The 11,601-nt window shown below is 62.8% G+C and carries 9 protein-coding genes and 1 pseudogene; 3 read left to right on the top strand and 7 right to left on the bottom strand.

Features of this window, described 5'->3' with window-relative positions; genetic code table 11:
• The 7 genes and pseudogenes from EN807_RS36130 to EN807_RS31860 form a co-directional block, all read right to left on the bottom strand.
• Positions 1 to 138, bottom strand: a pseudogene (locus EN807_RS36130) (polyprenyl synthetase family protein); the annotation flags it as partial.
• Between the two features lie 799 nt (positions 139 to 937).
• Positions 938 to 1,924, bottom strand: a complete 987-nt coding sequence (locus EN807_RS31885) for an ATP-binding protein (protein ID WP_127210713.1) — start codon at positions 1,922 to 1,924, stop codon at positions 938 to 940.
• Between the two features lie 355 nt (positions 1,925 to 2,279).
• Complete coding sequence (gene rlxS / locus EN807_RS31880; RefSeq protein ID WP_135937893.1) at positions 2,280 to 4,253, bottom strand: relaxase/mobilization nuclease RlxS; 1,974 nt, start codon at positions 4,251 to 4,253, stop codon at positions 2,280 to 2,282.
• A 189-nt stretch (positions 4,254 to 4,442) separates the two neighbouring features.
• Positions 4,443 to 5,129, bottom strand: coding sequence for a transglycosylase SLT domain-containing protein (locus EN807_RS31875; protein WP_127210715.1), 687 nt, complete (start codon positions 5,127 to 5,129; stop codon positions 4,443 to 4,445).
• Complete coding sequence (locus EN807_RS31870; protein WP_127210716.1) at positions 5,117 to 5,665, bottom strand: S26 family signal peptidase; 549 nt, start codon at positions 5,663 to 5,665, stop codon at positions 5,117 to 5,119. The genes EN807_RS31875 and EN807_RS31870 overlap by 13 nt, the downstream gene beginning before the upstream one ends.
• Positions 5,662 to 5,931 carry a helix-turn-helix domain-containing protein gene (locus EN807_RS31865; protein WP_127210717.1) on the bottom strand — a complete coding sequence of 90 codons (270 nt, stop codon included), beginning with the start codon at positions 5,929 to 5,931 and terminating at the stop codon, positions 5,662 to 5,664. Before EN807_RS31865 ends, EN807_RS31870 begins: the two co-directional genes overlap by 4 nt.
• A 179-nt stretch (positions 5,932 to 6,110) precedes the next feature.
• Complete coding sequence (locus EN807_RS31860; RefSeq protein ID WP_127210718.1) at positions 6,111 to 6,434, bottom strand: DUF736 domain-containing protein; 324 nt, start codon at positions 6,432 to 6,434, stop codon at positions 6,111 to 6,113.
• Positions 6,435 to 7,903: 1,469 nt separating this feature from the next.
• Between EN807_RS31860 and EN807_RS31855 the strand changes: the two genes are divergently transcribed.
• The 3 genes from EN807_RS31855 to groEL all read left to right on the top strand — a co-directional run.
• Positions 7,904 to 10,258: a S8 family peptidase gene (locus EN807_RS31855; RefSeq protein ID WP_135937892.1), complete on the top strand. Its 2,355-nt coding sequence runs from the start codon at positions 7,904 to 7,906 to the stop codon at positions 10,256 to 10,258.
• 257 nt (positions 10,259 to 10,515) lie between these two features.
• Positions 10,516 to 10,812 (top strand): co-chaperone GroES, encoded by a 297-nt coding sequence (groES, locus tag EN807_RS31850; protein WP_127208890.1) that lies wholly within the window; start codon positions 10,516 to 10,518, stop codon positions 10,810 to 10,812.
• A gap of 62 nt (positions 10,813 to 10,874) precedes the next feature.
• Positions 10,875 to 11,601: chaperonin GroEL (gene groEL, locus EN807_RS31845; RefSeq protein WP_135937891.1), on the top strand; the 727-nt coding region annotated here is incomplete at its 3' end.

Genomic DNA, 11,601 nt, shown 5'->3' with positions numbered 1-11,601 from the left:
CTGTTCGACCCGCTTTACGCCGTCCTGCATCCAGATCTCCGGCAGCAGCCTGCCGGATGCGCCGCGCGCCTGCGCGCCCAATCCGCCGAGCGCGGAAAAGCCAGTTCGGTCGTCGTGTAGCGTGGAATTGGCCTGCATATTGTACTCCGCGCCGCCAAGGCCCATGAAGAAGGACGGCGTATCCTTCGCGCGCCGCAGCTCGGCGACGACATCGCTGTGCGCAATCATGCGGTCGAGCATTGCCGTGCTGGCGAGTGCCAGCATGACCACCCGCTCCGGAAACCTGACCGCATGCGTGCGCAAAGTGATGTTCAGGGCTTCGGCAATGTGCTCGAAGTTCTCGCGGCGACCGTCGCGCAGCCAGACTTCCCACCACACCTGCTCGTCAGCGGCCTGGGGGAAGAGGTCGTCGTGGTCGGTAAACAACGATCGTGCAGTCGCCAGCCTGACTGTCTCCATGCGGGAGACGAGCGGCTCGTTGCGCGGTCTGCCGCGGTCAGTGTCAACGTCTCGATACGCCTCGACTTTCCGCAAATAATAGGTTTGCGCGCTTTGCGGCAGGAACACCGACGCTGTGATGGGAGCACCGGGTTGAGTTGGCTCGTGGACGGCGACCAGCTCCATGTGCTGGCGACGATCGGCCAGCTGGTCGAGGGCCGCCCGTCCGGACATGGGCAGATCGATCTCGAGGTAAAAGCCAGGCGTGCCGACCGACAGCTGGAGGTCACGCGCCGCAATCTGCTGGCGTGCACTTTCGACCGCTTGTTCGATGGATTGCGTCAAGGCCGCAGCATGCGACGCCCGATCACGCGCCGGCGCGGCGGTGCATGTATAAGTTGGTTGGGCCGCCGATAGGCTTCCCGAATGCCGTTGTTGCGAAGGTGGATATGGGCGCGGTCGCGCGGAAAATCGTCTGCCATTATGATCTGTGCTGTCGCTACTCAGACAGCGAAGCCTGCCGGCGTTCCTTTAGAGCGTCGATGAGCGCTTCCGAGGTGATCCGCTTCCCGCCCCGCAATATGATGGTTTTTGCAGCGTCGTCGGCCGCGCGGGTGATCTCGGCCTGCGACAGTCTCTCTGCCTGAGAGATCGCCTCGTTCCAGGCAAGCCCTCTGGTGTCGAAGCGGTCGAGTCGAGCCCGAAGCAGCGCCTCGATAATCGGCCGATCGGGCACGGCGTATTCGATGACATCGTCGAAACGGCGGAACAAAGCTCTGTCGAGCAGCTCGGGATGATTCGTTGCCGCAATAATCAGGCTGTGGCTGTCGTCTTGCTCGAGAAACTGCAGAAACGAATTCAGCACGCGCCGAATCTCGCCAACATCCTGGCGTTCGCCTCGACGCGCGCCGATGGCATCGAATTCGTCAAAGAAGTAGACGCCCCGCGTCGCCTGCATTGCATCAAAAACAAGCCGTAGCTTTCCGGCAGTCTCTCCCATGAACTTGGTGATCAAACCATCGAGGACGATCGTGAAAAGGGGCAGATGAAGCTCCCCGGCCAATGCCGAGGCGGTCGTCGTCTTGCCTGATCCTGGCGGGCCGACCAGAAGCAGTTTGCGACGGGGAACAAGCCCGTGCTCGCGCAAGCTTGCTTGTTGGCGCTGCTCTCCCAGCACGCGGTGCAGGCGCGAGCGCAGACTGTCCGGCAAAATCATGTCGGTCAGTCGCAGGTCCGGATAGCGCGCATGCAGGAGCCCTGCGAGCTCGCCCTTCGGCTGAAAAAGGGGAACCGGCCGACTGCTCTTGGCAATCCGGGCGTCCCTGCTCTTGGCTGCGTCGACCAGATCCTTGAGCTCCTGAGCAAGCTTGCCATGGCCTTGACGTGCCTCATGCGCAGCAAGCTGCATCGCGATAGAGAGGAAACGATCCTCGTCGCCGGCAATGTGGCTTTTAAGCAGCGTCACGATATAGCGGGCCGTGGTCATGGCTCTCTTCTGGGGTATCCGTTACTCGGCGAAGCGCATGCAACCTAAACGCTTTCAACGGCGATTTGTATCGCGCAATGGTGTTTTTTCTCTTGTCGATGTTCGCCCGTGGCAACTTCAGCGGTGAACTGTTGCGCCGTGATTATGGGCCAGCCGGAATAACGCCGGCCAGCAGACAACAGTCCGCATCTTCGAGCGCTCGAAGTCTGGCCACTCACGCAGCGTGTCGGGCCCGAACGCTCCAAAGCCGCCCCGCCTGGCAGGTCCATGCGACCGATTGCGGGCGTGCGGCCATAAGGTCCTACGCGGGCTCGCATGGCTGCCCGCGCCGCTGGCTAAAAAGCTGTACACCATCTCACGAAACACCAGGTCCGCTCCTTTGCCGGCCGACGGTCCATGAAATCTCCCCCTCCCCACTCACGACACCGGAGACCTCCTTGCCCACATGGCGCTCAAGCACCGGCCGCCATGGCACCAGCGTGAACTCGCGCGACTTTTCAACGACGGCATATTTTCCGCTGGCAAGCTCGACGGAGCGGCGGAGCGTACCCTCTACTCGTCCTCCGGATCGCGCTTCGGCATAGGGCAGGCCAAGTTCCTCCGACAGTTGGCCAGCAACACGGTTCAGTTCTCGCTGGCGCAGGATCGAAAGCATGTTGGCTCGATAGACGATCCGATCCTGTTCTTCATACGCGAGGCCTTGCGCGATCAGCCACTGCCGCCGGCGAGCTTGCGCCTCTCTCACGTCGCGGCCGAAGCCGGATCCGTGCAAAGGCTCGGGTCTATCGGCAACCAGCTCCCGGTCGAGCCAGGTGGCGCCGTCGAAGCTGACCTGTCGCTCCAGCGCCATTGAGGAGAGCTTGTCGACAACGACAGGCTCGGCCCTGGCCCGCTGGCCCTCATAATTCGCGACGCGATCGAGATGGTCCGGCGCGATGAGCCAGGTGCCGTTCGGCTCTCGCTCGACGCCGCCGGTCGCGCGGCGGATCGCCTCCAGCCGCCGCACATGCGTTCGCGCAAAGCTCTCGGTGGCGGATGGATCGTGCTTCAGGTGGATATCGACGTTGTAGCGGCCGCCGTGCGCGGCGGCGATTTCGGCGACGGTACGATCGGCCTGCCTCGGCTCGGTGTTCCTCGGCGTGACATGCACGAGGCAGCCGTCGGGCGTCGGTTCTGTTGCCTCGCCTCTGCCGATGTCGATCCAGTGGCTCTTGCCGTCGACCGCGTCGACGATCAGATAATGGCGGTCGTTGATTTCGTCGGCCAGTCCACGCGCGACGACGCGGCCGACGAGAGATTGGACCGGCTCGCCGGATCGATCGTGGATCACCCAGTCGGCGGCACTGCGGACGAGCCCTTTGCCGGTCAGTTCGCGGTGCATGGTCTTGATGATGTCGCCGCGTTCGCCGGTGCGGCGCAGCGTGGCTTCGAGCTCATCGTCGAGGCGCCAGGAGCCAGCGCCGACCTCCGCGGCCAGACCCATCCGCTCGAGCTTGCGCAGCCGTCCCTGGTGCAGCGTCTGGCGAATGGCGTCGGGACCGTCCGGCGAGACCAGGCCGTCATCATCACGCATGCTGAGCAGCCGACGGTCGATGCTGGTGAAGCGTTCCTGCTCCATTTCCCGGCGCAGGCGAAGCTCAATCTCGCGGTCGGTTCGCGGACCGAGATCGAGGCTGACCAACTCGGCCGCCCGCTCGCGGATGCCAGATGAGATATATTCGCGCGCGATGACCAGGTTCTCGCCACGGCCGTCCCTGCCTCGGACGATGATGTGGCTGTGCGGGTGGCCGGTGTTGAAATGATCAACCCCGACCCAGTCGAGCTTCGTGCCGAGGTCTTCCTGCATCTGCGCCATCAGCCGACGCGTCAGCGGCTTCAGGTCTTCATACTCGATGCCGTCTTCTGCAGCGACGATGAAGCGGAACTGATGCCGGTCGCCATCCGCGCGATGGACAAAATCCTTGCCGTCGACGCGGTCACTTTCGGCGCTATAGAGCACGCCAGGCGCACCTTCCTGGGTGACGCCATCGCGCTGGATGTAGCGCAGGTGCGCACGCGCCCCGGCCTGGCCCTTGCCGGCCAGCTTGACGATGCGGGCCTTGACGATCACCCGCCGCTGCTGGAAGGCGGCGTACCTGTCGCGTGATTTCAGCAGCGCCGCAGCCGCCCCGCCGCGCCCTGCCCGGCTGCCCGTGAAGCGACCGCCCGACTGGGGCTGGCCGCCGGCTCGGTTGACCGCTGCCCGGACCTGACCGGCATAGCGTTTGCCTGCCTTCGAGCCGCGCGACCCGATCTTGCCCAGCTTCGGCCTGAACTCGTCATCCCTCATGCCAGCCTCCCAGAAAGTGGCAGCAAAACAAAGCCTTACGCGTCAAACCCTCTTGGCACCGGCGGCAGCCTCCTGGAAAAACGATGTGCAGACAGGAACTTAACTGCCTGCTGGAGGCGGTGCCTTTATCTTGCCTTACGCGCCCTGCCTCTCTGCCTCTCCTCCGGGCGCGCCCCCGTCCGCCCATTGCTAGCGCACCGGCTCCTTCGGCTCCGCGCCGTTCCTACCGAGCGGCACGAAGAGATCGGCGTTTCGCGCGCCGGCGCGAACGCCATCGTGGACGAAGAACAGCGACCGTCCGGAGGGAGCACTTTGCGCCTTTCGAGCGACAGATTTGCCTTTGAATTTCTCGATGTCGGCCGCCGAAACTCCGGCCCCCGTGAGTTGGGTGAGGTACTCGACCGTTTCTTTTGGCAGCGGTTTGCCACGCTTCAAATGCTCGTCGTAGCGCTCGGGACCGGCGTTGTAGGCGCCAAACAGGCCGGGAAATCCGAAGCGATCAAACATGGCGCTGAGATAAGCGGTGCCGGCCAGGATATTGTCGCGCGGATCGTGCGGATTAGGGCCAAGGCCGTGTTCGACCCGCATCTCCTCATAGGTGCCGGGCATTACCTGCATGAGGCCCATGGCGCCGGCGCGGGAGGTGATGGGGCGGCCGTTGTGCATCGTCTTGCCGCTGCTTTCGGCAGCCATGACGGCGTAGATCCAGGTCTGGGGAATACGGAAGCGCCTGCTCGCTTCCGATACGAACGCCTGCCACTTTTGAAGCTGCGGACTTTGGGAGGAGATGGCGACCGGCTCAGCGCCGGTCGAGGCGGAACAGGCGCATGGCGCAATGGCGATCATGCCGAACAGCAGGAGGATCACTCGGTCCATAGCGGCACGAGCCTCCCGATGAGATTTTGGGTGGGAACAGGCCCGAAATAGCGGCTGTCGAAGGAGCGGCTTTTCTCGCTGCCGAGCACGAAAACCTCGTTATGGCCAAGCGCTCGGCAGCCGTTCCACCATGGCAAAGGTCGGCCTTTGGCGTCGATTTTGAGCCGGCGCGCGACGATGTCGCCGCCGATGATGATGGCGTCATTGAAGGCGCAGACATGGTCGTCCGGCAGCGCTGCAAGGCGTTTTGCCAGCGGCACATTGCGAGGCAGATAGCCGCGCTCGGCGGCGAGATACGCCACGTATTCAGGCGGGCGCACGAGCACGAGATCGCCACGCGCCAGCGCTCCCGCAGCGATGCGATAAAGGCCGATGGGGGCGCTGGCCGAGGCATTCCAGACCAGCCAAGGGGTGGGTTTTGCGAGCGCCGTGAAGCCCAAAAGGCCGAGACCCAGCGCGGCTAAGGCGATCGTCTTGCGGGCTCGAACACGCCGCAGGCGGCTACCGATCAGTTGGATGGAAGGGCGCCGGCTCATGGACGGCCTCCCTTGCCGGACTGGCCGAAACCGGCCTCGCCGTCCCCGGCAGTGGAGTGCTGCGGGTGTCCTTTCGACCAGTGGTCGAGTTCGTCGATGTGATAGCGGACATAGCGGCCGTGCTTGCGGAATTGCGGGCCGCCGCCCTTGAGCCGCATCTTTTCAAGGGTGCGCTGGGAGAGCCCGATATAGAAGGCGGCTTGGGCTGTGTTGAGAAACGGGCTGCCCTTTTTCGCGCGGGCCGCGCGTTCGTTTTCGTCGTCCATGGTGATCCTCGTTTCGCTTCGGACAAGCGACGGCTGACAATGGGCGAGCGAGATCGTCCAGGGGACGGGCGAAGAGTCGGGAGAGAGTTTTCGCCGCCCTTTCGGGCGAACCGGTTTCGACGGCGTTGCTGGGAATGGGCCTCGCGCCGGCTGCGGCGCGAGGCCCGAGGTGGGGTCGATCAGTCGACCGGGTTCCAGATGATGGCGTAGGTGTCATCATCGTCCTGGCCGGCGGCGCGGCCGAGATTGGCGTAGAGCTTGCGCGGTCCGAACTCGGGTGCTGCAATCGACAGGCTCACATAGTCCTTGCCGGAAGTTTCGCCGGTGCGGATCCAGCCGGCGCCGACTTCGACCCCTTGCGTCAGCACCCGGAAGTCGGGATGGTTGTCGGCGCCCTTGGCCTTATTGGGAACGATATCGATGTCGGCGCGGACGCTGAGCGTCCTGAGCTGGCCCTTGTAGCCGCCGTTTTCCTGGCGGTTGACGTAACCGATTGCGGTCATTTCGAAGTCTCCTTTTTGCTGTCGCCGAGGACCATCCCCTGCGATGGCGGACCGTGATGGGCGCGTCCGGACCGCCTGAACCCGACAGGGCCGCAGCGGCAGCGCAGGACCCGAGCGGGCAACTTTTTTGCAGCGAAGCGGCGCGAGGAAGCCGCCACAGGCGGCGGGGAAAAAAGCTGACGGCGAGGGTTTCGGGCGGGCCGGATCCGCCCATAGGTCGACAAGCCAGCCGCAGGGATGGTCCTTGGAGAGAGCATGGAGACTCCTCGCCGAACGCGCTCGCTGTCAGCCAGGCAGGAGGCCGGGAATGAGATGGCCCGCAACTGATGCTGCGCCCATATGCCGGATCGAGATCGTGCCAGAGGGTCGGGCGCACATCCGGCGTCGTGCGATCGATGAAAGCAGGGCTCGCCGGCGGGACTTTGATGCGCGATGGGGCCAAGGCATGGCTGGATGAAAAGCCCGCGCTACCTGCGGGTCCAGTGTCGAGCGGCGGCGATCGGGAAGCCGCCACGCAACGTGACGCACTCTTATGAGACGAACATACCGGCCCCTCCTCCATCGACCGGCGGTGCGCAATTCCATCCGGCGCGGCAGCCAAGTTTCGAGCTCGTGGCGGCAATTCTCGCCCGAAAGGATGTCGCGATGATGTTCTTTTGCGCCTGAACCTTCGCAGCGACATTGCGGGGCGCACAAGCTTGCCGCCGACATCGGCGAGGCTTGAATTGGCGTTGTCCTGGTGGCGCAATGGTCGAAGAAGCCAAGACGCTCGCTTTGGCAAAGGCGTCACCATTGCCGCTGGCGACCTTGCCGTCCTCGCCCGACATGGCGGGCCGGCGAAAGCGGCTTGCCCGGTGCTGCTTCGAGGCTGCGGGCCCGGCTCAAAACGGTCGTTCGCAAGACTGGGAGGAACGTCTTGCATCAGCAACTGGCAATCGGATCGATCGCTTCGCGATCACCGATGTGGCGCAGAGATGCGGCCTGATGGTCGGCAAGTTCAAGCCGCCTGGGGCGTCCTTGCCGAGCGCGCTCACGGGCTTGGGTGGGCGGCGCGAAACGCGTCATGCCTGTCCGAAAGCTGACAGTGGCAGAAAGACGACATGTCGGGTTCCGCACAATCGACCATGCTGGGATTGTGGAGGTTTTCAGGGGAGAGCCATGCGCTTACTGCCCAGTGAGCTTTGGCACGGCCTTTGCAAATTGAGATGCGGCAACACGGATTGAAGGTTGACTGCATGCACAAGCACGAGATGAGCGATGCTCTCCTTTCCTGGAAGCTTTCCAGCAGATTCGACGCGAGGAGCTTCAGCCGCATCGTGATCTCAATCTGAAGGGCCGGCGGGGCCGCACCCAATCAAACAACATCTTTCTCCTTATTCGCAGCGCTTGTCTTCAACGCGGTGCGGACTTCTTCGCGTCGACGGCGGCCGAAAGTGGAGAAGGGCTCGACTTGCAAGAGGACTTGTTCAATGACGTCTTACGTACTTCGCACCAACAGCCAGGCGCATCCGCGCTCACTCTCCACCTTTCGCAAGCATCTGCAAAGGAGCGTGCTGACGGCGGCGCTGCTGGCCGCGGCTTCGACGGGAAGTGAGGCGCAGCCCTATGTTCGTGCTGACGGGAGCACGACTGGCGACTTGAAAGCGGCGCGCGCGAGTTGGAGTCATGACGCCGAATTCAATGGAAATGTGGGGCTCGGAGCCATCAACGCAGATGCCGCGTATGCGTTGGGCTTCACCGGCAAGGGCGTCAAAATCGGCATCATCGACGAGCCGGTCTGGGCGGCGCATCCAGAGTTTACCGGCCGGCTGACCTTTCTACCGACGTTAGGCACGCGCATTTGTTCGAACCCTTCCATTGGAGTTAAAGCCGGTGATCCATTCGTCGCCGACGGCAGGCAGTACGTCATCGACGATGACGAGGCTGAGGGTATTTCCACGCACGGGACCCATGTGGCGGGCATTGCTGGTGCCAACAGGGACGGCGCTGGCACGATGGGTGCGGCATTCGGCGCCGACCTTTTCTCTGCGAGCGACGTTGATGAGGGACCCGGCGATGGTCAAGTGACGAGCCTTGACGGCGCCATCTATGGCGCGGCTTGGCAGGCGATGATCGGTGCCGGTGTCGACATCATCACCGACAGCTGGGGCATCGGCGAGGTGCAGCCGCCGTGGTCCTATGCTCAGGCGTTTTCGCAGTTCCAGGAGATCAAGGGGATCCTCGGCAAGCCCGATGGCGGCGCCTATGCCGGCGCCATCAAAGCGGCGCGCAGCGGCATCGTCGTCCAATTCTCGGCCGGCAACGACCACGGCCTGGAGCCGGACGCACTGACGGGGCTTGCCAGCTTCCTGCCCGACATCGAAAAACACTGGCTGACCACGATGAGCGTGGTCGCGGACGCGAAAAATCCGCAAGGCTATTCGGAAAGCGACTTTTCCAGCATTTGCGGCTACACGAAGTATTATTGCGTCGCCGCACCGGGAACCCAGATCAACAGCAGCATTCCAGCAGGCGATATCACCGGCCTCAAGCTGGGCGACAGCGTCAATGACGACCGCCTGCACCCGGCCTATGACAAGTACGACGGTACTTCGATGGCCGGCCCATTCGCCACCGGCAGTTTCGCTATAGTGAAGCAACGCTATCCCTACTTAGCCAATGGCGAGGTCAACGAAATCCTCAAAACGACCTCCACTGACCTTGGCGAGGCCGGCGTCGACGAGGTTTTCGGCTGGGGGATCATCAATGACAAGAAGGCGCTGAAAGGCCCCAGCGAGTTCGAAGGGCGTTTCGAGGCAAAGCTGCCCGGTTCCTATCGCGGCTCGCGAGAGGAAGTCTGGGACAACGACATCTCGCAGGACGCTCTGGATCAGCGCAAGAGCGAGGACCAGCAGATGATCGCCGATTGGGAAGCAAGGAAAATTGCCGAGCATTGGGACAACAAGGTGACCAAGGATGTCATCCAGGCCATCAGGACCGACGTCGCGGCAGAGGTGACGCGCAAAGCCTCGAAAGAGGCGCTCAGGGCGGGGCGGGCTTGGTGGGTAGCGCACGACGCGAAGGGCCCCTCCGAAGGAGACGACCTCCCGGCTCCAAGCGGAATGAGTGAAAATCCGATCCTCCTCTATCTCTTCGACGCGTTCGCGGCCACGTTCCCCGACAGGAAGATCCCGCTGGCGCCGCAGTTCCTCGACTTCACCGGCACCAGCAAAGCAAGCCTTGGCACGATACGGAAAGCGATCACCCAGGATCGCGTCGCCGAGTTCAATGCCAATGAGGCACGCGCGTCTGCATTTAGTGCGCGACTTGCCGAGCCCAACAGCTATCTGGGAGGCCTTACCAAATCCGGCCCCGGTACCTTGCGGCTGACCGGCCACAGCACCTACAGGGGCGATACCGTGATCAATGACGGGCTATTGATAGTGGACGGCTCGATCACCTCGAAAGTCATCGTCAATAAGCCCGGCAGGTTGGGAGGCACGGGGACGGTCGGCGGTATTGAAGTCGGTGGCGGCGGTTGCGTGTCGCCCGGTAACGGGATCGGCACGCTGACGTCGAACGGGGACGTGACGTTCAAGAAGGGCAGTGCACTGTATATCGAGATTGGCCCAAACAAGAGCGATCGGCTCGCTGTCAACGGCGCCACAACCATATTGGGGGGCGTGGTTGTGGTGGTGCCAGCAGCTGGCGCCGACCCACACCAGCAATCAAAGGCGGACGTGGACCTGAGCTATCACATCGTCACCTCGACCGGCGGGGGCGGCAAGTTCGACGGCACGCAAGGATCTGTTTGCAGGCAGGATGATGTCGTACCTGCCGAATGAAATTTCGATCCATCTCGCAATGGCCGTGGCTTTACCGATGTCGTTCTACCGAGGCCGAAAGCTGCGGCTGCCGCGCGCCAAGCGCTCAGCCTCGGCAATGCGATCCGTGACACCCCTTCCGACATCTTTTTGCTTTCGCCCTGCCCTCGTCCGTCTTGACGAGTACCCGCTTACAGACTACCTCACTACCGCGTTAGCACTCGCCTGTGGCGAGTGCTAACAGAACCCTCAACATCCGCACCAGGGAAAATCCGAAAATGGAAAAGTCGAATTTCCGACCGCTGCATGACCGCGTGGTCGTACGCCGGGTTGAATCCGAATCCAAGACTGCCGGCGGGATCATCATCCCCGATACGGCGAAGGAAAAGCCGCAGGAAGGCGAGATCATCGCCGTTGGTTCCGGCGCCCGCGACGAAGCCGGCAAGCTCGTCCCGCTGGACGTCAAGGCCGGCGACCGCATCCTGTTCGGCAAGTGGTCGGGCACCGAAGTCAAGCTCAATGGCGAAGACCTTCTGATCATGAAGGAATCCGACATCATGGGCATCATCGGCTGAATATCGGCCTCACCGTCACTTAAATCTTCGGGCTCAATTCAAGCCCCTGCCAGGAGCTAAAAATGGCTGCCAAAGACGTAAAATTTTCTCGCGATGCCCGTGAGCGCATGCTGCGCGGCGTCAACCTCCTCGCCGACGCAGTGAAGGTCACGCTCGGCCCCAAGGGTCGCAACGTCGTCATCGACAAGTCGTTCGGCGCACCGCGCATCACCAAGGACGGCGTCACCGTCGCCAAGGAAATCGAGCTTGAAGACAAGTTCGAGAACATGGGCGCGCAGATGGTCCGCGAAGTTGCTTCGAAGACCAACGACATCGCCGGCGACGGCACCACGACCGCGACCGTTCTGGCGCAGTCGATCGTCCAGGAAGGCCACAAGGCGGTTGCCGCCGGCATGAACCCGATGGACCTGAAGCGCGGCATCGATCTCGCGGTTAGCGACGTCGTCGCGACGCTGATCAAGAACGCCAAGAAGATCAAGACCTCGGAAGAGGTTGCCCAGGTCGGCACCATCGCCGGCAATGGCGATGCTTCGGTCGGCTCGATGATCGCCGAAGCGATGCAGAAGGTCGGCAATGAGGGCGTCATCACGGTCGAGGAAGCCAAGACCGCCGAGACCGAACTCGAAGTCGTCGAAGGCATGCAGTTCGACCGCGGCTATCTCTCGCCCTACTTCGTCACCAACGCCGACAAGATGGTTGCGGATCTGGAAGACGCCTACATCCTTCTCCACGAGAAGAAGCTCTCCAACCTGCAGGCCATGCTGCCGATCCTCGAGGCTGTCGTGCAGA

The organism is Mesorhizobium sp. M5C.F.Ca.ET.164.01.1.1 (assembly GCF_004792125.1).
Classification (GTDB): Bacteria; Pseudomonadota; Alphaproteobacteria; order Rhizobiales; family Rhizobiaceae; genus Mesorhizobium; species Mesorhizobium wenxiniae.
This window is presented reverse-complemented; position numbering and strand designations above follow the sequence as displayed.

What these genes read in the sequence shown, in the direction of transcription:
- EN807_RS31885 (WP_127210713.1), bottom strand. Translation starts at nt 1,924, where the DNA reads ATGACCACGGCCCGCTATATCGTGACGCTGCTTAAAAGCCACATTGCC.
- rlxS (WP_135937893.1), bottom strand. Translation starts at nt 4,253, where the DNA reads ATGAGGGATGACGAGTTCAGGCCGAAGCTGGGCAAGATCGGGTCGCGC.
- EN807_RS31875 (WP_127210715.1), bottom strand. Translation starts at nt 5,129, where the DNA reads ATGGACCGAGTGATCCTCCTGCTGTTCGGCATGATCGCCATTGCGCCA.
- EN807_RS31870 (WP_127210716.1), bottom strand. Translation starts at nt 5,665, where the DNA reads ATGAGCCGGCGCCCTTCCATCCAACTGATCGGTAGCCGCCTGCGGCGT.
- EN807_RS31865 (WP_127210717.1), bottom strand. Translation starts at nt 5,931, where the DNA reads ATGGACGACGAAAACGAACGCGCGGCCCGCGCGAAAAAGGGCAGCCCG.
- EN807_RS31860 (WP_127210718.1), bottom strand. Translation starts at nt 6,434, where the DNA reads ATGACCGCAATCGGTTACGTCAACCGCCAGGAAAACGGCGGCTACAAG.
- EN807_RS31855 (WP_135937892.1), top strand. Translation starts at nt 7,904, where the DNA reads ATGACGTCTTACGTACTTCGCACCAACAGCCAGGCGCATCCGCGCTCA.
- groES (WP_127208890.1), top strand. Translation starts at nt 10,516, where the DNA reads ATGGAAAAGTCGAATTTCCGACCGCTGCATGACCGCGTGGTCGTACGC.